This is a genomic window from Pseudomonas fjordensis, from assembly GCF_976987115.1.
Map to the genome: position 1 here is coordinate 2,658,799 of NZ_OZ336860.1, position 20,520 is coordinate 2,679,318.

At 60.1% G+C, this 20,520-nt stretch carries 13 protein-coding genes and 1 pseudogene; 6 read left to right on the forward strand and 8 right to left on the reverse strand.

Annotated elements, in window-relative coordinates; all coding sequences use genetic code 11:
* Positions 1 to 191 precede the first annotated feature (191 nt).
* From ACWHXD_RS12135 to ACWHXD_RS12150, 4 genes are all read right to left on the reverse strand, one after another.
* Positions 192 to 581 carry a hypothetical protein gene (locus tag ACWHXD_RS12135; RefSeq protein ID WP_138763511.1) on the reverse strand — a complete coding sequence of 130 codons (390 nt, stop codon included), beginning with the start codon at positions 579 to 581 and terminating at the stop codon, positions 192 to 194.
* Positions 578 to 1,972 (reverse strand): PAAR domain-containing protein, encoded by a 1,395-nt coding sequence (locus ACWHXD_RS12140; protein WP_138763510.1) that lies wholly within the window; start codon positions 1,970 to 1,972, stop codon positions 578 to 580. Before ACWHXD_RS12140 ends, ACWHXD_RS12135 begins: the two co-directional genes overlap by 4 nt.
* An 805-nt stretch (positions 1,973 to 2,777) precedes the next feature.
* Positions 2,778 to 3,449 carry a helix-turn-helix transcriptional regulator gene (locus tag ACWHXD_RS12145; protein ID WP_192901682.1) on the reverse strand — a complete coding sequence of 224 codons (672 nt, stop codon included), beginning with the start codon at positions 3,447 to 3,449 and terminating at the stop codon, positions 2,778 to 2,780.
* Positions 3,450 to 3,678: 229 nt separating this feature from the next.
* The gene (locus ACWHXD_RS12150; RefSeq protein WP_138763508.1) at positions 3,679 to 4,923 is read right to left on the reverse strand and encodes a methionine gamma-lyase; all 1,245 of its coding nucleotides are present in this window, start codon (positions 4,921 to 4,923) and stop codon (positions 3,679 to 3,681) included.
* Between the two features lie 123 nt (positions 4,924 to 5,046).
* Between ACWHXD_RS12150 and ACWHXD_RS12155 the strand changes: the two genes are divergently transcribed.
* Positions 5,047 to 5,517, forward strand: coding sequence for an Lrp/AsnC family transcriptional regulator (locus ACWHXD_RS12155; RefSeq protein WP_138763507.1), 471 nt, complete (start codon positions 5,047 to 5,049; stop codon positions 5,515 to 5,517).
* Between the two features lie 710 nt (positions 5,518 to 6,227).
* Here the strand turns inward: ACWHXD_RS12155 and ACWHXD_RS12160 are convergent.
* On the reverse strand, positions 6,228 to 7,658 hold the full coding sequence (locus ACWHXD_RS12160; protein ID WP_032892250.1) for an aminotransferase-like domain-containing protein: 1,431 nt from the start codon (positions 7,656 to 7,658) through the stop codon (positions 6,228 to 6,230).
* A 158-nt stretch (positions 7,659 to 7,816) separates the two neighbouring features.
* Here ACWHXD_RS12160 and ACWHXD_RS12165 point away from each other — a divergent pair, with 158 nt between their 5' ends.
* The 5 genes from ACWHXD_RS12165 (at position 7,817) to ACWHXD_RS12185 (ending at position 12,014) form a co-directional block, all read left to right on the forward strand.
* Positions 7,817 to 7,999: a rubredoxin gene (locus tag ACWHXD_RS12165; protein ID WP_032892249.1), complete on the forward strand. Its 183-nt coding sequence runs from the start codon at positions 7,817 to 7,819 to the stop codon at positions 7,997 to 7,999.
* 27 nt (positions 8,000 to 8,026) lie between these two features.
* Complete coding sequence (locus tag ACWHXD_RS12170; protein WP_032892248.1) at positions 8,027 to 8,896, forward strand: sugar phosphate isomerase/epimerase family protein; 870 nt, start codon at positions 8,027 to 8,029, stop codon at positions 8,894 to 8,896.
* Positions 8,897 to 8,965: 69 nt separating this feature from the next.
* On the forward strand, positions 8,966 to 9,598 hold the full coding sequence (locus ACWHXD_RS12175) for a LysE family translocator (protein WP_032892247.1): 633 nt from the start codon (positions 8,966 to 8,968) through the stop codon (positions 9,596 to 9,598).
* A gap of 79 nt (positions 9,599 to 9,677) precedes the next feature.
* Positions 9,678 to 10,736, forward strand: a complete 1,059-nt coding sequence (locus ACWHXD_RS12180; protein ID WP_032892246.1) for a diguanylate cyclase — start codon at positions 9,678 to 9,680, stop codon at positions 10,734 to 10,736.
* Positions 10,737 to 10,784: 48 nt separating this feature from the next.
* The gene (locus ACWHXD_RS12185) at positions 10,785 to 12,014 is read left to right on the forward strand and encodes a M20/M25/M40 family metallo-hydrolase (RefSeq protein ID WP_138763505.1); all 1,230 of its coding nucleotides are present in this window, start codon (positions 10,785 to 10,787) and stop codon (positions 12,012 to 12,014) included.
* A 198-nt stretch (positions 12,015 to 12,212) separates the two neighbouring features.
* Here ACWHXD_RS12185 and ACWHXD_RS12190 read toward each other — a convergent pair whose 3' ends face one another.
* The 3 genes and pseudogenes from ACWHXD_RS12190 to ACWHXD_RS12200 form a co-directional block, all read right to left on the reverse strand.
* On the reverse strand, positions 12,213 to 12,572 hold the full coding sequence (locus ACWHXD_RS12190; protein ID WP_098951864.1) for a hypothetical protein: 360 nt from the start codon (positions 12,570 to 12,572) through the stop codon (positions 12,213 to 12,215).
* Positions 12,569 to 17,316, reverse strand: a pseudogene (locus ACWHXD_RS12195) (RHS repeat-associated core domain-containing protein). The gene ACWHXD_RS12190 and the pseudogene ACWHXD_RS12195 overlap by 4 nt, the downstream one beginning before the upstream one ends.
* Before the next feature lie 128 nt (positions 17,317 to 17,444).
* A complete protein-coding gene (locus ACWHXD_RS12200; RefSeq protein WP_138763503.1) occupies positions 17,445 to 20,519 on the reverse strand; it encodes an efflux RND transporter permease subunit in 3,075 nt (1,024 codons plus the stop codon).
* Position 20,520 lies beyond the last annotated feature (1 nt).

Genomic DNA, 20,520 nt, shown 5'->3' on the forward strand with positions numbered 1-20,520 from the left:
TTCTTGAACCGCCCGCAAGGGCGGTTTTTTTTGCCCCATGTAGGAGCGAGCTCGCTCGCGAAAAACCTCAACGATAACGCGGGCATCCTGATTAAACGCGGCGCCTGTGAGTTTTTCGCGAGCAAGCTCGCTCCTACAGGAGGTTGGACTTGGCTGTGTTGATGTGGGGCCTCGGGTGAGGCCCGTTTGGGTTACCTGAACTCCAGCAGAATGGATATAGCCGCCAACCAAATCGCAGCGGTGAGGATCATCGTCGTAACGATTGTGAGAAGACGTTTTAGATAGGGAGGGAAGTTCTCATAGTCCACCGGATCCAATTTGCCATGCCGGATATGCAACTTTGGCATCAGGATCATTCCGGCTATTTGTGACATTTCCAAAAGAGACCAAATCAAACCGCGCTTCCCCAGGCTGTCTCCCCAAAGATAGATATAACGACTGTTCTTCAACGCTTCCTTTATGGCGTCCAGATGACGATGGGTGAGATACAGGCTAAGTCCGAGACCCGCATAGCCAAGGATAAGCCAGCCGCCCGCGACAATAATCGCAACCCAGGGAGACCAAGTGTCGATACTGGTCATGGTTGAGAAATCTCATAAATCTTGTCTCCCACATACTCGCCCCACTCACCACCGTAAGTCGTCCCCGCCCATGCCCCTGTCCCTACCAACGCCGCAACACAGGCAACACCGCCTATACCTGTCGTAACGCCAAGTCCCAGGCAGATCGCGCCACCAGCAATGCTGCCTGCCCATCCGGCCAATGCACCGCCGCCAATCGAACCGCCGAACTTTCCAACCTCTGTAAACTTGATCTTTTCGCAAGCCGGTCCGGAATCGTTATTGCAAACCTGCTGTATCGCCAATGAGGCGGATACGCCGCCAAGGGCAATTCCGATATAACCACCTGCCTTCATGTATCTGGCCGCGCGGCTGGTGGCTTCCACATGCGCGGCATACCCCGGAATCTGCCCAGGCCCACCCGCTTTGTCCCAGTGATGCACCAGACTGCGACTGGAAATGCCCAGGGCCGTTTTCAACTTGGGGGGATCGCCCAGGGTGGTTTGGCCACGTAAGCGCGTGGAGTTGAGCAGGTGGGCATCCAGCTGGCTCATGAGACGCTGGCGATCGGTGAAGAACTGCGACGATTTGAGGTGGCCGTGTTGGCGGTAATTTTCTTGATGTAAACGTTCGATTGCTTGGAGGGTGTCGCGCAGGTTGTTCAGGTGCGTTTCTATCACCACAGCGCTGACGCCTAGCCAGGTTGAGGTATGGCCGATGAAACCGGCGATCTCTGCACCGTGGCGATACAGAAAGTCAGCCTCGTCTGGCGTCAGCGAATCCAGAGATGCGCTGACGTGTTGTGCAGCCTGCATCAGTTGCGCTTCCTGATAGGTGCAGGAGGTGTTGTTCGGATCGCTGAGCACGATCATCGAGCCGGCTTTGAGGTGACTCGTATTTGGGTTCAGTGCTTGAAACTTGCGCATTACAGCCGGGTCGAGCGTTGGAAAAAGTGTGGCTTGCAGCGCCTCACGGCTCACACTTTTGGGCACGATATAAAAACCTGGCTCCTGGCCCATCACACCGTTAATGACAGTCGCAGCCGCATTGCTTGAAGGGGGGTAGGCGGGCTGAGAACGCGCCACTGGGGTGCTGCTCGCCGTTTCTGCGGTGCTGGTTTGTGGGGCTGCGTTTCGGCTCCTATAGGTAGCCTTATAAACCGAAGGGATCAGCCGAGCTTTACAGGGGCAGTCACTGTGGCTGTCCAGCGTACCGGCAGTAAGCCGGCCATGACTGTTAATGAAATGAATACCACCGACGATCCGATAGATTTGCCCATCTTTCCCGCAACTGACTCGATCCCCTGCACGGGCATGGAGCAGGCCATACATGTTGACTCTGTCATCACCGTCCAGCACTTCGCCGCCGCAGGTGGTCTTGTCACCCTTGCCAATGAAATAACCCACGCTCATTGTTTTGCCCTTTATCCATTAGAGTTTTTGGCCGCACTTTCCGAGGTGAGAAAGTCAGCGGCAGCCAAACTTTGGAGAGGGATTTCCTGAGGGTAAAGTCAGACGTTTCCGGGCTTTTCGTCGTACAAATCTGATCAGTCCGCAGCACCCCATACAGTCCTCCGAGAGAGCAGTACCGCTCCTTGTCCCCGCTTCCCATGTCCCCCCCCAGCCCACAGATCCCTTAATTTTCAAGTCTGCCGGAAGCCCCTCCAGGCCTACGGCTGCGCCCGCATTTTTTATAGGCGCGCGGTACTGCCGATCCAAGCGGCAAAACTGAATACGGACATTCTCGTCAACCGTGAATTATCAGGCAGGTTCCCCATGCAGTTCAGCGCCTGTTCGACCTTTATCGGCATTGTGTTCGGTTTTGTGCCGGCGCGAAATGCGGTGCGGTTGGACCCGATAGAGGCATTGGCAAGGGACTGACCTGTGGGAGCTGGCTTGCGATAGCCATAGGTATCTACACAACTTTGTGGGTTGCCGGCATTCCGGCTTTTCAAAAGTGAGCCGCCGTCAGGGCGGAACCCTAGGTGGCCGTTACCGCAGGAATGGATATGTACTCGGTATGACTGTGTCGACTGTCAGGCCGTCTTCGCAGGCAAGCCAGCTCCCACATTTAGACCTCGGCGCGTCAGTTAGATCAGCGTCGGCTGCAGGGCCGTCACGGGAGCAAGCTCCCTCGCCACAGGTCCGGCGTCGCACCAAAGTTGTGTAGATACCTATGGCTATCGCAGGCAGCTCCCACATGGGATTTTTGCTTGGCTTATAGGGCAGTGTCAGACTCGGTCGAGTACATCCACCGCAACAACGAATGCCGCCCGCTGATTCCCAACTTGATCGCCGCACGCTTGAGGTAGCTCTCGATGGTGTTGACCTTCAACGCCAGTTGTTCGGCCAGCTCCGGCGCGGTGCGCCCGGCCAGCAGGCCTACGCACACTTCCAGTTCACGGTTGGACAAGGTCAGCCCCGATTGCACCAAGCGCTCCTGGATGCGTCGGCGCAGGGTGTCGATGCCTTGGTGTTGCGGCACTGCCGACGGGCTGTCCGGGAGCGATGGCTGCAGCGCAGTGATGTGTTTTTCCACCATGGGCAGCAACAGCGTGGAGAAGTCCTGGAGCATGCTGCGTTCTTGCGCAGAAAAACTCTCGGACGGGTGCGAGCGATACACCGACAGTACGTAGCGCACATCGTCCTTGCGGCGTGTGAGGTGCAGTTGTGCGGCAAGTTGCTCGCTGCCCAGCGCCGCCATCGAATCGGTGTACACCGGGCTGATCTTGCGACGGCCAAGGCCTTCACGGCTGACGTGCAATTGGGTGATATGGGTGGCGTCCACTGCCAGTTGGGTAAGGATCAGGTCATGCAGCATGCGTGGGAAATGGCGGCTGCCGGTGCTGGCGATGACCTTGCCTATCTGTGGGAACAGGTGTGAGTTCATCAATTCGTCCATGAGTTTCGTGCAGGTATTGGGCCTTATAGCGACGGGGATTAAGAAGGTAACTAATGTGAATAACCTGCAGTGATAGTGCGTCCCGCCGCTGACATGCTAGTACAGGCTGGCTGAAGGAGGGGGATCCAATCTGCGAAAAAAAACATTAAGCAGGCACAGCGTCAGTCGGATCCTTCCGACCGCCGCCCGGGCACCGCAAAACGCGTGGGTTTGGGCGCTATTTCATCGCGTACGCCGCTGTCGTGGTGGGCCGCAGGTTGGCACCGTTGCACTTGGCCAGGGCCTGGTGGATATCGGCCAGCAGGTCGGCAACGTCTTCAAGCCCCACCGACAAACGCACCAGGCCCTCGCTGATACCGTGCTGCGCCCGTTGCTCGGGGGTGTAGGTGGAGTGGGTCATGCTCGCCGGGTGTTGGGCCAGTGATTCGGCATCCCCCAGGCTGACCGCGCGGGTGAACAGTTGCAGCGCGTTCATGAAGCGCTGGCCGGTCTCGATGCCACCCTTGAGTTCAAAGGCGATCATGCCGCCGGGCAGTTTCATTTGTCGGTTTGCCAGTTCGTACTGTGGGAAAGAACGCAGCCCCGGGTAGGTCACCCACTGCACCGCAGGGTGTGCCTGCAACGCCTCGGCCACCGCCTGGGCGTTGCTGCAATGGCGGTCCATGCGCAGGCCCAGGGTCTTGAGGCCGCGCATCAACAACGCGGCGTCCTGGGGCGACATCACCGCGCCGGTCAGGTCCTTGAGCCCTTGCAGGCGAATGCGCTGGGCCAGAGCCTGGTTGCTCACCGCGATGCCTGCGGTGATGTCGCCGTGGCCGCTGAGGTATTTGGTGGCCGAGTGCACCACCACATCGGCGCCCAGTTCCAGGGGGCGTTGCAGGTAGGGGGTGCAGTAAGTGTTATCGACCACCACGGTGACATTCGGCTGTTGATGGGCCAGTTCGGCCACGGCGGCGATGTCGATCAGGCGCAGGTTGGGGTTGGCCGGAGTCTCGCAGTAGAGCATGCGGGTGGCCGGGGAGAAGGCTGCTTGCAGGGCGGCCAGGTCGGTCAGGTCGACGTGCCGCACCTTGATGCCGAATTCGCCCAGGCCGTGGTGCAGCAGGGCGAAGGTACAGCCATAGAGCGTCTGGCTGACGATGATCTCGTCGCCCGGGCGCAACAGGGTCCAGAACGTCGCGGCAATCGCGCCCATGCCGGAGCTGAACGCTACGGCGGCCTCGCCGTTTTCCAGGCTGGCCATGCGTGACTCCAGCAGGGCCAGGGTCGGGTTGGAAATGCGCGTATAGAAGTGGCCGCTGGCTTCGCCGGCAAAGCAGGCGGCGCCGTATTCGACGGTGGGGAAGGCGAAGGTGGCAGACAGGTAGATGGGCGGGACGAGGGCGCCGTGGTGGTCAACGGGGTCATAGCCGTGGTGGATGGCACGGGTAGAAAAGCCGAAGCTGGTGTGTTTAGTGTGCATGTCGGGCGCTCCTTATTTCCTACAATGCTATGCTCATAACCACGCATGAACCTTGCAAAAAAGCCCGGGAAAACCTGCGTTTGTGGATCAAACACCGATAAAAATAATGATTAGAGGCACGTTATGCCCATCAAGCTGGACCGTACGGACAAAGCCCTTTTAAACGCGTTGCAAGGCAATGCCCGCCTGACCGTGGCCGAGTTGGCCGAGCGGGTGGCCCTCACCACGTCACCCTGCTGGCGCCGGGTGCGCACCCTGGAGGAGAGCGGGGTGATCAGTGGCTATCAGGCGATCCTTTCTCCCAAGGCGCTGGGTTATGGTGTGACTGCGTTTGTCAGCATCATGATGGAGAGCCACACCCAGGAAATCGCCCGGGCGTTCGAGCAGCGGCTGTTGGCGATTCCGGAGGTTGTGGCGTGCCATAACGTTTCGGGGCGCTATGACTTTTTGCTGGAGGTGGTGGCCAAGGATTTGGAGTCGTTTGGTGAGTTTGCGCGGGAGGTTTTGCAGACGTTGCCTTGCGTCAAGGAGATTTATTCGAGTTTTTCGTACAAGTCGGTGCGGCCGTTGCGGGTGATTCCGTTGCCGGGTTGACGGGGGGCTACGGCGCGAGCCGATGCGTATCCAGCTGACGCCCTGCGATCCAACGTGTGCGGGCTTGCCTGCGATAGCGGTCTGCCAGCCGGCCCATATCTACCTGACACCCCGCAGTCCAAATGTGGGAGCTGGCTTGCCTGCGATGGCGGCCTGCCAGTCGGCCCATATCTACCTGACACCCCGCAGTCCAAATGTGGGAGCTGGCTTGCCTGCGATAGCGGTCTGCCAGCCGGCCCATATCTACCTGACACCCCGCAGTCCAAATGTGGGGGCTGGCTTGCCTGCGATGACGGCCTGCCAGCCGCCACCTATCTACCTGGCACCCCACGATCAACCTGTGGGAGCGGGCTTGCTCGCGAAGGCGGCCTGGCAGGCGACACAGTTGGACCGGGTACATATCCTTTATTTTGGTAACGGCCACTTAGGGTTCCGCCCTGACGGCGGCTCACTTTTGAAAGCGCAAAAGTAAGCAAAACGCTCTTGCCCCACCACTCGGCACCTCGCCTAGGCTCGGTGTGCCCGTAATCCGCCAGTGATTTGGGGGGCCGCCGCCACGCGCCATCCATGGCGCGGGGCGGCTAAACCGGCATCCCTGCCGGTTTACCCCCCAAATCCCTGTCGAATTCCGGCCAGCGTGGTTTAACGGGGCGCCTAAGATCAAGATCACAAGCAGATCAAGATCAAGAGCTACTCGCTTCGCATCGTGGTTAGGTTGGGGGGCTTTTGCTTTTTTGGGCGACACCGTGCAGCAGCAGCGCCTCGAACACTCGCTGCACGCGTGGTTCGTCGCTGTGTGCCACATTGAAGCGCATTGAGTCGCGGTGGGCCGGGTCGTAGCCAAACAGGGCGCCGGGGGCCAGTACCATGCTGCGTTTCAGCGCTTCCTGGGCCAGGAGTTCGCCGTTTACGCCGGGCGGCAGGCGTGCCCAGATGAACATCCCGCCTTCATACGCCATGGGCAGTTCGCACCCGCAGCGTTTGAGCCATTGTTCGACGCGCCCACCGGCTTCCATCAGGCGCTGCACCATGCGTTTGCGATGCTTGGCGTAGCTGCCTTCGCTGAGCATGCGGTAGACGATCTGTTCGAACAGTTCGGAGGTGACGCCGCCGCTCATCAATTTCATGTTGGTCAGGTTGGCGGCCAGTTGCGGGGCGGCCACCACGTAGCTGACGCGGGTGTTGGCACTCAGGATCTTCGAGAAACCCGACAGGTAGGTGACCTGGTCCAGCCCGGCGACGGCGGCCAGGCGTGGGGGTGGGTTGGGGTGCAGGTCACCGTAGAGGTCGTCCTCGACGATATGGCAGTGGTAGTGCTGGGTCAGTTGCAACAGGCGGAACGCCTGGCTGGGGCTGAAGGAGTGGCCGGTGGGGTTGTGCAACACGCTGGTGGTCAGGTACAGGCTGGGGCGGTGTTCGGCCAGCAGTTGTTCGAGGGCGGTGAAGTCAAAGCCGTCGGGGCGGCGGGCAATGGTGATGACCTTGACGCCGTGCAGCGCCAGGTTGGCGTGGAAGTTGAAGTAGCACGGTGCGTCGAGCAGCACCGTGTCGCCGGGGCGGGCGAGCAGGCGCATGAGCATGTCCAGGCCCTGCACGGTATTGGGTGTGGTGATGATTTGTTCCACCGGCACCGACAAGCCTTCGCCGTGCAGTTTCTGTTGCAGCGCCTGGCGCAACGGCAACAGCCCCGCCGGAGTGCCCAGCCCGGCGATGCGCAGTGACGGCGCGCGCACTACGCTGCGCATGGCTTGGCGGATCGCTTCGCCATTGAGCCAGTCCTCCGGCAAGTGCCCGCCGCCAGGGCGCAGTTCGCCACTGGCGGTGGCCAACGGGCGGCGCAATACGCTGAGCAGGTCTTGGGGCAACAGGTCCACCCAGGTCGCCGAGGCTGGGCGGGTGCTGTCCATCGCCACGAAGTAGCCGCGGCCCTGGCTCGAGGTGAGCAGGTGGCGACCGCGCAGGCGGTCCAGTGCCTCGTTGAGGGTGAACTTGCTGACGCCGAGGATCTGGGTCAGTTCACGCACGGATGGCAGTTTGCTGCCCGGTGCCCATTCGCCCTTTTCGATGGCGTGGCTGAACGCCTCGACGATCTGCTGGACCTTGGGCGTGCCTTCTACAAAAGCGATGGCGGATACAAACATGACGCGTCCTTGTGTTTGCCGGTGCTTTTACCGGTGAAGTTAGGCCGGATTAGGCATCACTTTACCTGCCTTGCGCAATGCCACTCCCCTAGACTGCGCGGCATCTCGCCAGGAGATGGCGAAATTTCCTACACCTAAGCAATGGATTTTGCATTTCCATGAAGACTTATATGTGCGCACCCTGCGGTTTTATGTACGTAGAAGAACTGGGCATTCCGGAGGACGGAATTCCCGCAGGCACCCCTTGGGAAGAGGTGCCTGAAGACTGGGCATGCCCGGATTGTGGCGTGACCAAGGCCGATTTCATGGCCATCAACCTCCCTGAACTTCAAGAAGCCTGACACACCATCAACGAAAGGAATCGTCCCATGCACAGCAAATTGATCAACGCCACCGTCCCGTTCTGCACCGGTGTGGCCCACCAGAAATACCTGGGCGCCGAAAAGGGCCTGCAAACCGCCATCGAAGGCGACTGCACCCACTGGTACATCGACGGCAGCCTGTTCGGCGAAATGGTCGATGACTGGACCGATGCACGTATCGAAAGCCTGCAGGCGCAAATCGCGGCCACGGGGGTCAAGCCGGTTTTCCACGGCAACTTCAAGGCGCCGTTGGGCAGTGATGTTGAAGCCTTCCGTAGCGCGGCCGTGGAGTACGTGAAGAAGGAAATCGACATCGCCAGCCGCCTGGGCGCGCCGTTGATCATTCACGGTGGTTGCATCGTCGAGCCGAAAATGGTGCTGATGGCCAAGAAGGTTGCCCTGGAGCATTACCTCAAGTCGGTGCAGGAACTGGCGTTGTACGCCGAGGCCAAGGGCACGGATATCTACCTGGAAAACCTGTCCAACTACGTCAACTATCGGCCATTCCATTACATCTTCACCCACGAAGCGGAATACGCCTTTGTGTTCGAGCGCCTGCAAGCCCACAGCAATGTGTACTTCTTCCTCGATGCCGGCCACGCCAACATCGAGAACGGCCTGCCGGCAGAAGTGGTGCGCAAGTACCACCACCTGATCAAGGGCATTTCCTTCAGCAACAACAACGGCGTGCAAGACCAGCACTTCGGCATCCATGACGGCAACTGCGATTACGCCGATGTGCTGCAGGCCATTGTCGAGACCAACTGGAAGGGCCTGGTTGCGTTTGAAACCCGCAACCAGACCGCCAAGGCCGCCCTGGCTGACCTGGCGGTGATGTACCGCGACTCCCTGACCACCGAAATCGCCGTCGCCTGATCGGCCTGGGGCGAGCGCCGGCTGCGTTCGCCCCGTTGCTGCTGTTTCTCTTTATTCAAGGTGCTGGCCATGACAAGTGCGTTAACCCTGTCTTCATTTCTCTACTTCCTGTTGTTCTGCGCCACCATGACCTTCAGCCCGGGCCCCATGACCCTGCTGTTGCTCAGCCTGGGCTTGAAGGATGGCCTGCGCAGTTCGATCCCGGCGCAGGTCGGCGCCAGTGTGTCGTACCTGATTTCGATCCTGATCTTTGCCGTGGGCTTTTCGGAACTGATCAAGGGCAACCTCGCCATTACCCAGACCATCCAGTTTGTCGGGGTGGCCTACATTCTTTACCTGGCCTACAAGCAGTGGACCAGCAGTGGCGTGTCGATCAACAACGCCGGCACGGTTGAGGGCGCGCGCAGCCTGTTCGGCAAAGGGCTGTTGACCGGGTTTTCCAACCCCAAGACCATCATCATGTTCAGCGCCGTGTTCCCGCAGTTTGCCGGCGCCGGTGAACACAGCTCGGCGGCGGATATCGCCATCCTTGGCCTGACGTTCCTGCTGCTGCAATTTGCCAGCGGCTGCCTGTATTGCTATTTCGGCCAGCGCATCAAGCATGTACTGGAAAACCCCAAGCGGCGCGTGCTGTTGCAGCGGATCACAGCCGTGTTGCTGCTGGGCGTGGCCTTGATGCTGGCGCGTGGGTTTTCGCACTGAAGTATTAGCCAATAAGCGGTAGTGGCGATTTGACGTTGCCCTGTTAGACTCCAGGCAATCACCCAGGATCGCCCCCACCATGCCAGCCGTCGGAGGAAAAGGACTTCCGCTCGCTTTGCGCTTGTACAAATCCCGCCTGTTGGGGCTGACGCTCGGCTTTGTGTGCGTGGCGTTCGGCATGTATCCGTTGAACCCGCCCCTGTGGGTGTGGGCCTGGATGCTGATCAACGCCTTTGCGTGGCCGCATCTGGCTTTTCAATGCTCGTTGCGTTCGGCCAATACCTTGCGCAGCGAACGCCGCAGCCTGCTGTTCGATTCCTTTTGCGGTGGGTTCTGGGTTGGCGCAATGCACTTCAACCCGCTGCCCAGCGTCACCACCCTGTCGATGATGAGCATGAACAACGTCGCCATCGGCGGGCCGCGCTTTTTGTTCGCGGGTTGGGCGGCGCAGGCATTGGGGCTGGGCACCGCGCTGATGCTGTTCACGCCCGGGTTTATCGCCGTGACCACCCAGGCCCAGCTGTATGCCTGCCTGCCGATCCTGATGCTGTATCCCCTGGCCCTGGGCTGGATCTGCTACCGCCAGGCCGTCACCTTGGCCCGCCACAAGCGTGAGCTGCTGGCCTTGAGCCGCACCGACAGCCTGTCGGGCCTGCTCAACCACGGCGCCTGGAAAGACCACCTGGACCTCGAGTTTCAACGTTGCCGCCAAGGCCCGGCCGGTGCCGCCATCGCATTGATCGACATCGACCACTTCAAGACCATCAACGACACCTACGGCCATGTGACCGGCGATATCGTCCTGCGCCAACTGAGCAAGGTGCTGCGCCAGAACCTGCGCACCACCGACCTGGCCGGGCGTTATGGCGGCGATGAGTTCTGCGTGATCCTGCCAGACATGCCCCTCAACCGTGCCACCGAGGTGATGGAGGCCCTGCGCGGTCGCTTCAACGCCTTGGCCTACGCCCAGGACCCGACACTGCGAGTGAGCTTGAGCATCGGCCTGGCGCCTTACCAGCCGAGCCACGCCGACTCCATCAGTTGGCTCAACGATGCCGACCAGGCGCTGTACGAGGCCAAGAGCAGCGGGCGCAACCGGGTCAGTTCAGTACAGGGCAGCTGGTTGCGGTCGGTTTAGTGGGGTAGGGTGGCCGAGCACCCTCCAACAAAAAACAAGGATCGGTCCATGCTCTTCTCCTTCCCGCGTACCCTGTTGGCCGCTACCCTGGCCTTGTCTTTCAGCCTGCCGGCCTACAGCGCCGAGCCTCATGAACAGATCCAGCAACAGGCCGAACAATACAAGGCCGAAGCCTTGAAACTGCTGGAGCGCCTGGTGAATATTGACTCCGGCTCAGGCTACGAGCCGGGCCTGACCCAAGTGCGCGATATCGCCGTGGATGAATTGAAACAGTTGGGTTTCACCATCGAACAGGTGCCGGACAAAGCCGCCAACAACAGCCATGTGGTTGCCACTCTCAAAGGTACCGGCAAGGCCAAGATCCTGCTGATGGCCCATATGGACACGGTATTCAAGGAAGGCTCGGCTGCCGAGCGCCCCTTCTACATCAAGGACGGCCGCGCCTACGGCCCCGGTGTGATGGATGACAAAGGCGGTATCGTGGCCGGCATCTACGCGCTCAAAGTCCTCAAAAGCCAGGGCTTCAAGGACTACGCGCAGATCACCTTCCTGCTCGACGCCAGCGAAGAAACCGGGTCCGACGCCGCCTCCGAACTGATCCGCAACACTGCCAAGGGCCACGACGTGACCCTGAACCTGGAACCCGGTCGCCCAGCGGACGGGCTGGTGGTATGGCGCAAAGGCAGCGCCACCGCCGTGGTCGAAGTCAAAGGCAAAGCCGCCCACGCCGGCGTCGCCCCGGAGCTGGGACGCAACGCCGCCATGGAAGCCGCGCACCAGATCCTGCAACTGGGCAAACTTGGTGATGAAGACAAGAAAACCACCATCAACTTCACCGTGCTCAAGGCTGGCGACCGCACCAACGTCATCCCTGACCAGGCCACCGCCAAGGCCGACGTGCGTGCGGCCTTGCCGGAAGAGTTCGACCGGATCGAGAAAGACCTGGCCCGGGTTTCAGCCAACAAATTGATCCCGGAAACCGAAGTAAAAACCAGCCTGCAGCGTGGCCTGCCACCGATGCCGCAGACGGCCGAGTCGGATAAGTTGGTAGCGATTGCCCAAGGGATTTACGGCGAACTGGGACGCAAGTTGACCATCGAAGGCAGTGGCGGCGCGGCAGATGCCAGCTTGTCCGCCGGAGTAGGCACGCCGACGTTGGATGGGTTTGGGATAGTGGGGGGCAATATTCATACGCCGGAGGAATATGCCGAGGTGGAAAGTGTGGCGCCGCGGGTTTATTTGTTGAGTCGGATGATTATGGAGCTTTCCAAGCGCTGATCAGATCGAACGAAGCGGGTTTGAATGTGGGAGGAATGCCCGTCAGGCAAACGCAGATCCCCTGTGGGAGCGGGGTTGCCCGCGAAGGCGGTGTGTCAGTCGCTGCATGTGTTACTGCAGTACCGCTTTCGCAGGCAAGCCAGCTCCCACATTTGGGCTTTGTTGATTTGAGCGTTGTGTTCGCTTGGTTTTGTCGGATTACTTATCTGTTTTCGCTTCAGCGTGATAACGAATTAGACATTCAAGCAATGTTTTCATAAAGGCTCTGTTGTCGATGATTTCATCTTCGAAGTAAGTGTCAAATAGATAAAATACGGACTCAAAATTCTCGTCCGTGCTGAGAAAATGCTGGAGTGTGTTGATGTGCCATTCTCTTTCATCTTGCTTATATTTGATGAATTCAGGCTTAGTTAGCGTGTTGAATAACCATGTGAGTTCCTCGTGATGGTTCACGTTTATAGAGGTAATTAGCTCTTCTCGGTCCACACTTCTGGTGTTTTCGATGCAGTATGTAAAAAGCAGACCTTGGATTATGGAGAGGTTTGGCTTGAGTTTCATTCGAGATCCGTAAATGCTGTGATAGGTTGTCCATCTTCGTTTAAGAAAACCCTAGCCTTCTTCGTTTGGCGGTATTCGTATCCATCTCGTTTATACCCTTCTCCAACTATTTTTCCCATGTGCATAGGTTGTTTGGATGCCGACAAGTTGAGCGATTTGAAAATGAGCTGAGCACGGTAAATAGCATTCAACTGGTCTCTGTGGCTTAGAAAGTGAGTCGCCGCGCTTGGCGGTCTTGGCTCTCCTTGGCGTGGCCCTCTTAGGTGTCGCTCAATTTCCCCTGTGGTTGGGTTCCTCGCTGTTATTACCCGCTCTAGTTGAGACTCTAACGACGTCTGCGCACCGTGTTTTTCTAAGAAGTGTGCCCCTGGAATTGACGCTTCAAGCTCTGATAATCGCCGATGAGCATTTGATTCTGCTAGTTCATCAATTTTCGCCTGCCGCTGCGTGCGGGTCAGTTGCGGTAAGGCAGGCTCTCCGTGGTTAACACTCTGCGCAGGGTTTGGAGCACTGGTGCTGGGTTTACATCCGTCAGCACCAGGGCATGTATTCAAGCCTAGGGGGTCGACCCAACCCGTTGGATTGGGCACATACCTGTACCCATTGATTCCTCCCGCCAACTTCACCGGGTCCGGTGTCAGGTAGCGACCAATATCCGGATTGTAGTAGCGATGGCGGTTGTAGTGCAGCCCGCTTTCCGCATCGAAGTATTGCCCTTGAAACCGCAGTGGGTTGTCGATTTTGCCTACGTCGAGTCGGGCGATCTGGCCGTAGGCGCGGTAGTGGGCGGACCAGACGATTTCGCCCTCGGGGCTGGTCAGTTCCTGCGGGGTGCCGAGGTGGTCGAGTTGGTAGTGGTAGGGCGTTGTGGCTTGTGGGCCGAAGCCTTCCAGTAGCGCCAGTGGTCGAAAGCTATCCGGTTCGTAGAGGTAACTGCGATGACGCTCTGCATGGTGCTCGGCAATCAGCTTGTCGCCTTGCCAGAAAAACTCGGTGGTCTTGCCGTCCACGGTTTTGCTGATGCGCCGCCCAAATGGGTCGTAGCGATAGCTGGCGGTTTGGCCGTTCGGCTTTGTGATGCTGATTAACCGATGCTGGCAGTCGTAGCGGTATTCGGTGACGAGTTGCTGGCCCTTGCCACGCCGTTCGCGGATGAGGTTGCCAAAGGCGTCGTAGTCGTAATGGCGGTCGCCCTGGATCATCAGACGATTCGCCGCGACGATGTCTGGACCGGGACGGTCTTGCATCAGCAGGTTGCCGGCCGGGTTGTGGCCGAAGCGTTCCTGTATGTCTTGGGAATGGTCGGCGCGGGTCAGGCGGGCGAGGGGGTCGTAGTGGTAGCAGTGCTCGCCTTTGCGGGTGTCGAGCAGGCGGGTGAGGTTGCCGGCTTTGTCGTAGTCGTATTGGCGTTGGTAGAGGTGGTTTTGTTGCTGGGTCACCGCGTGGGCGTGTAGGCGGTGTTGGTCGTCGTAGTGGTAGTGGCTGAGCAGTTGGCCTTGCTGGCGCTGATGCTCTCGGCCGCTGTTGAATAGATGTGAGGTGAGCACGTCACCATTGAGTTGGACGGTGGCGAGGTGGCCGCCTTTGTCGTGGTTGAAGGTGACGCGGTTGTTGTCTGGCAGGCACAGGTTTTTCAGTTGGCCGCAGGCGTCGTAGCCGTAGCGCAGGGTGCCCCAGCCTTGGTGTTCGGCGGTGAGGCGGTTTTGGCGGTCGTATTCGTAGGCCAGCGCCCAGTGACCGTCTTCGACGCTGAGGAGGTTGCCTTGGCGGTCGTAGGCATAGTCGACAACGTTGCTGTCGGGGAGGGTTTTTCGTACGAGGCGCCCGGCGTGGTCACGTTGGTAGCGGGTAATGAGCTGACTGCCATCGTCGCCGTATTCGGTTTTCTCCAGCAGGTTGCCGTTGAGGTCGTAGGCATACGCGGTGCGTTGGCCGTCGAAGCCGGTTTCCTGGCGGATCAGGCCGTTGGGGTGGTAGTCGAGTTGGTAGGTTTCGCCGGCTTCGTTTTCGATCTCGGTGAGCAGCAGCCGAGTGTTGTCGTAGCGGTACTTGACCTGGGTGCCGTCGGCGTTGAGACGGCGGCTGATCAGGTGCAGGCCGTCGGCGTATTCGTAGCGGGTGACGTGGCCGAGTTCGTCGCGTTCGGCGATGATTTTGCCGTAGGGGTTGTAGCTGAATTCGCGGGTGGCGCCGCCTGGCAAGATGAGGCGAATCAGCCGACCGACGCTGTCCCATTCATAAACGGTCTGCGCGCCGTGTTCATCCTCACGAGCAATCTGTCGACCCAGATCGTCATAGCGATAACGCTTGATCCCACCCTGGGGCAATTGCTCCTCAAGCAACTGCCCACGCTCGTTCCACACCAGTCGATGACAACTGCTGTCGGGGTACCAAACCCCGGTCAGTTGCCCCTGTTTGTTGTAGCTGTAGTCAGTCGAATGGCCATCGGGATCAGTCTTGCGAATGACATCGCCTTGGTCATTACGCTCATATTTCCAGACCGCCTCGCCACGGCGCACAACCCGTACGAACCCATTGTCATGCTCGTAGGAAGTCGGCTCATCATCCCCCGGAAACAGCGCCACCAGGCGTCCGGCGTCGTCATACTGATAGGCCGTCACCGCGCCCATCGGGTCTTGCTCGACGGTCAGCCGGCCTTTGTCATCGTAAGATTTGTAATGCTGAGCGCCGTCCGGATCGATGCGCTGCACCAACCGCGCCCGATGGTCATGGACATACACCTCCTGGCTACCGTCGGCGTTATGCACGGTGACACGCCCGTCATCGCCCCAGGCATAACGCGTGTCCATCTGCGAAAAGTTCGCCCAATGCCGAACACAGCGTGCTGCCTTGCCAGCACGTTCCCATTCCCAGAAGAAACTCGCACCCCCGGCCAGTTGGCGTTCCAGAATGACGTGCTGATCGTCGTACCGATAGCGCTCGCTTTCACCGACAGCATTGGTCGCGCAAACCAGTCGTCCGTGTTCGTCATAGGCGTAGGAAACAACGTTCTGTTCGGTCTCCCACACGTAGGGCTCACGCCCTTTGGCACGATGCACCTGATAGTCCACCGCGACGATGCGACCCAACTCATAACGCAACAGCAACGAACGGCCAGCACCGTTATCCAGCCGCTCAATCCGCCCTGAGCGGTCCCGGCAAAGGCGCAGTCGGTTGTCATACGCATCGCTGATGGTTGTCAGCACGCCATCGCGAAAGTGATAGAAGCGCGAGGCCTGGGCCAGCACCAACTCGTCAGGCGCCGGACCAAATAGATCGCCGCTTCCGCCAGGCTATTGGTGATCGCGGGCCGAGAGTCGGTGGGCAAGGGCAGGGTAGTCGAGCGGTTCTCATGGTCAGTCCACACCACTGAATCGCCCGACACCACCAGCCGATGGGCCAGCGCATGGCTCCAACCAAACCCCAACCCACAATCGACTTCCACCGCGCTGGTGCGATACAGCCGCGTCCACTCAAACGGCAAGATCCCGTCCAACGCACCATCGGTGAGGGTCAGCAATTCCTCGCCCGTGACCATCGACACCGGGCAACCGTGGGTAACGGTCTTGTCCGCTGGGGCCGCCGCATCCCCCTTCGGATTCGACGCCACCACCGGCACATCATCCACACGCTCTTTCTGCATCAGCACCGCGTTCTGCTGCGCCCGCCAGCGCATCTGCACCGTGCCTTGCTTCAGCCCACCTACCACCCCGCGAACCGCCACCGCTTTGTAGCGGTCCACCGCCCGCATGAACTTCGTGAGGATCGTCAGCACACCGGTCACGAAGCCCACGGCTGACTGAAGCACCCACGCACCGTACTTGACCAGGCGCATACTCAAATACGCTACGCCCGCTGCCGGCAGCGCGATGGTCAGCACCGCGCCAATCACCAGGTCAATCAGCAGCGACACCATAAAACCGGCGGCTGCTTGCGCGACTTCACTGGGCGGTAACGCCTCCAGCCAGATCATGGCGGTGCGCAGTAACAGGTACAGCGCCGCCTCATCACTGGCCAGCAACATCGCCTGTTCCATGACCCTGGGCGCATCAGTGGCGATTTGCGCCAACCTGGCCGCCTCGCTACCCAGTTGCTCGGCGTACTTGAGCGGGTCTTCAAGCATCGCCTGCACCTGCTTGACGCTGTCCCACGCGTCACGGATCGCCGCCCAACTGCCGGCCAGCACGCCGCTGCCAATTGCGCTGGCGGGGGATTGCTGCCAATGCGGTTTGAAGCCTTGCCACTGTTCGCGCAGCCATTGCTCCAGATCCGCTGTCAGCCCCGCATAGGACGCAAACAAGGCGTCGACTTGCTGCGCTGAAACACCGCCTTGAACCCTCACCTGATAACGCCCGCCGGCGGCGCAGTCGTGGGAACCCTCGCCGTGCTCGTCGAGCAGGATGACCTTGGAACTGCCGTCATCCAGCCCGATCACCTCAACCGGGATATTGCCGATCGGCACGTCGTACGCTGACTCGAACCTGCTCTGGATCTTCAGCACACCTCCTGCCGGACAGCGGGCCACGGTGGCAAAGTCCGCATCGCCAAGACTCACCGACTGCTGCGCATCCCCAGCCCGTAATACCCGGTCCATACCCAGCAATGACGGCATGTCCGCTGCATGACTGACCGTATCCAGCGCACGCGAATACCAGGCGCCCATCTGCTGGCGGTACTCCACCAGGCTCTGATGGAAACCATCCAGCTCGTGTTCGATAAAGGTAACTTGGGCTGCTTGGGTCATCCGCGACGGCTCCCCACGGGGGGCGGCCAGGTAACCAAGGCACTCACAGGAAAAACCATCTGCAATCCCTCGCACTGTTTGATCAGGCGAGGGACTTTGCAGCGGTTTACAGGGGAGGGGAGTAGAGCTTATCCGGCCGTTACGTGGGACATTTCAGCAACCTTGTCGCGCAGCACCAGGCTGCACAGCGCCGGCAAGAACAACAGCGTCAACACCGTGCCCACCAACACCCCGCCAATCAGCACATAGGCCAGGGACGACCAGAACACCGAGAGCGTCAGCGGAATAAACGCCAACGCCGCCGCCAGTGCCGTAAGGATCACCGGCCGCGCACGCCGCACCGTGGCTTCGATAATGGCCTCGCGAATCGCCATGCCGTGGTCCTGGTTCTGGCGGATCTGGTCGGTAAAGATCAGCGTGTTGCGCATCAGGATGCCGCCGATGCCGATCAGTCCAAGAATTGCGTTGAAGCCGAACGGCTGGTTGAACAGCAGCAAGGTGGGCACTGCGCCGATCAGGCCCAAAGGCGCGGTAGCGAACACCATGAACATCACGCCAAAGGAGCGCACCTGGAACATGATCACCGTGAGGGTCAGCAGGATCATGATCGGGAACAGCGCCGCCAGGGCGACGTTGGCCTTGGCGCTTTCCTCAACCGGGCCGCCGATGTCGATTTTGTAACCGCTGGGCAGTTTGGCGATCAGCGGTTGCAGGTCTTTGTACACGGCCATTTCCACGTCGGGCGGTTGTACGCCGTCGATGATGTCGGCGCGCACTTCCACGGTGGTGGCGCGGTCGCGCCGCTTGAGGATCGGCTCTTCCATTACCGCCTGGAAATGCCCGACCTGGGCCAATGGCACCGAGGTGCCGGCGCTGTTGGTCAGGGTCATGTTGTTGAGGTTGCCCAGGTCTTCACGCTGGCTGCCCTGGGCACGGGCCACCACCGACACGGTGCGGTTGCCTTCGCGCACTTCGGTGATCGGGTTGCCGCTGAGCAAAGCGTTGAGCTGGGACTTGACCTCGTCCGGCGTGAACCCCAGCAGGCGCAAGCGATCCTGATCCAGCACTAGGCGATAACCGCTGGCACGTTCGCCCCATTCGAGGAAGGTGTCTCTGGTCAGCTTGTTGCCGGCCACCACCTGACGCACGTCTTCAGACAGCCCGCGCAGCACATTCAGGTCCGGCCCGGAAACGCGGAACACCACCGGGAACGGCACTGGCGGGCCGAAGACGAGCTGTGTGACCCGAACCCGCGCCGAAGGGAATTCGCCTGCCGCAATGCGCTCACGCATCCGCAGTTTCAGTGCGTCGCGGGCGTGGGAATCCGGCGTTTGCACGATCAACTTAGCAAACGCCGGGTCCGGCATTTCAGGGTTCAACGACAGGAAAAACCGTGGTGCACCGCCGCCCACATAGGTGTCGACCATGCTGGTCTGCGGCTCTTGCAACAGCGCCTTCTCCACCTGCGCCGCCACCGCCTCGGTGCTTTTGAACGCGCTGCCGGGCGGCATATACACTTCCAGAATCAGCTCGGAGCGGTCGGAGTCCGGGAAGAACTGTTTCTTCACCACCGCCATACCCAGACCACACAGCACAAACGCGGCCACCACCAGCCCAGTTACCAGCCAGCGCCCACGCACGCAGGCCTCCACCAGGCGGCGCAGCTTCTGGTAGTAGCGTCCGGCATAAATCGCATCATGCCCGCCGGGCACTGGCTTGATCTGCGGTAGCATCTTTACGCCCAGGTAAGGCGTGAACACCACCGCGACCAGCCACGACGAAATCAACGCAAACCCGACAATCCAGAAGATATTGCCGGCGTACTCGCCGGCACCGGAGCGCGCAAACCCCACCGGCAAAAAGCCAATGATGGTCACCAGCGTACCGGTGAGCATGGGCGCGGCGGTGGAGCTCCAGGCATAGGTCGCCGCGTGAATGCGGTCAAAGCCTTCTTCGAGTTTGACCACCATCATCTCGATGGCAATGATCGCGTCGTCCACCAACAGGCCCAGGGAGATGATCAGCGCGCCGAGGGTGACCCGGTCGAATTCCCGGCCCGTGACCAGCATGATCACGAACACGATCGACAGGGTCAGCGGCACGGCGGCCGCCACCACCAGCCCCACGCGAAAGCCCAGGGCCAACAGGCTGATCAGCATCACCACCGCCAGGGCGACGAAGAATTTGAGCATGAATTCATTGACTGCCAGGCTGATGTTTTTCGCCTGGTCGGAGACCTTGGCGAAGTTCACGCCCAGGGGCAGGTCGGCCTGGATCCGCGCTTCTTCGGCTTGCAGACTCTTGTCTAGTTCAAGGCCGTTCCAGTGCTTCTCCATGATCACGCCCAGCATCAGCGCCGGGTCGCCCTGGTGGCGGATGCGGTAACTGGGCGGGTCTTCATAACCCCGGCTCACGGTGGCCACATCGGCGATGCGCAATACGCGGCCATTGACTTGCAGGGGCACATTCTCGATCAAGGCCAGGCTGTCGAACGCGCCGTCGATGCGGATATAGGCGCGGGCGCCCGCGGTTTCGACGAAGCCGGAGGGCGCCACGGCGTTTTGTGCGGCGAGGGCGGCGAAGATCTGTTCGGGCTTGATGCCCAGGGTTGCCAGACGCTCATAGGAAAACTCGACAAACACGCGCTGGGCCTGTTCGCCGAGGATATTGACCTTCTTCACCCCGGGCAGGTTGAGCAGGCTCTGGCGCAATTGTTCGGCCATTTGCACTTGCTGGCGGTGGGGCAGGTGTTCGGCTTCCAGGGCGTACAACGCAAAGTACACATCGGAATATTCATCATTGAAAAACGGCCCGATCACGCCCTTGGGCAATTGCGCGGCTTCGTCGCTGAGCTTTTTGCGCGTCTGGTAGAACAGCGCCTGGATCTCGCTCGGGCGGGTGGACTCGAGGAAGGTCATGCGCATCGACACAAAGCCCGGCTGGGCAATGGTCTCGACGCGGTCGTAGTAGTCCAGTTCCTGCAGGCGCTTTTCCAGGCGGTCGGCCACTTGCTCCTGCATTTCCTGGGCGGTAGCGCCGGGCCAGGCAGCGGTGATGGTCATCACCTTGACGGTAAACGAAGGGTCTTCCGCGCGGCCCAGCTTGCCAAAGGCGAAGACCCCGGCGACGAGGATCGCAATCAGCAAAAACAGGGTAACGGCGCGGTGTTTGACGGCCAGTTCGGAGAGGTTGATCCCGCGCATA

Coding starts and splice junctions, on each gene's coding strand:
- ACWHXD_RS12145 (WP_192901682.1), bottom strand. CDS start 3,449: ATGAACTCACACCTGTTCCCACAGATAGGCAAGGTCATCGCCAGCACC.
- ACWHXD_RS12190 (WP_098951864.1), bottom strand. CDS start 12,572: ATGAAACTCAAGCCAAACCTCTCCATAATCCAAGGTCTGCTTTTTACA.
- ACWHXD_RS12175 (WP_032892247.1), top strand. CDS start 8,966: ATGACAAGTGCGTTAACCCTGTCTTCATTTCTCTACTTCCTGTTGTTC.
- ACWHXD_RS12200 (WP_138763503.1), bottom strand. CDS start 20,519: ATGCGCGGGATCAACCTCTCCGAACTGGCCGTCAAACACCGCGCCGTT.
- ACWHXD_RS12185 (WP_138763505.1), top strand. CDS start 10,785: ATGCTCTTCTCCTTCCCGCGTACCCTGTTGGCCGCTACCCTGGCCTTG.
- ACWHXD_RS12140 (WP_138763510.1), bottom strand. CDS start 1,972: ATGAGCGTGGGTTATTTCATTGGCAAGGGTGACAAGACCACCTGCGGC.
- ACWHXD_RS12160 (WP_032892250.1), bottom strand. CDS start 7,658: ATGTTTGTATCCGCCATCGCTTTTGTAGAAGGCACGCCCAAGGTCCAG.
- ACWHXD_RS12170 (WP_032892248.1), top strand. CDS start 8,027: ATGCACAGCAAATTGATCAACGCCACCGTCCCGTTCTGCACCGGTGTG.
- ACWHXD_RS12150 (WP_138763508.1), bottom strand. CDS start 4,923: ATGCACACTAAACACACCAGCTTCGGCTTTTCTACCCGTGCCATCCAC.
- ACWHXD_RS12165 (WP_032892249.1), top strand. CDS start 7,817: ATGAAGACTTATATGTGCGCACCCTGCGGTTTTATGTACGTAGAAGAA.
- ACWHXD_RS12155 (WP_138763507.1), top strand. CDS start 5,047: ATGCCCATCAAGCTGGACCGTACGGACAAAGCCCTTTTAAACGCGTTG.
- ACWHXD_RS12135 (WP_138763511.1), bottom strand. CDS start 581: ATGACCAGTATCGACACTTGGTCTCCCTGGGTTGCGATTATTGTCGCG.
- ACWHXD_RS12180 (WP_032892246.1), top strand. CDS start 9,678: ATGCCAGCCGTCGGAGGAAAAGGACTTCCGCTCGCTTTGCGCTTGTAC.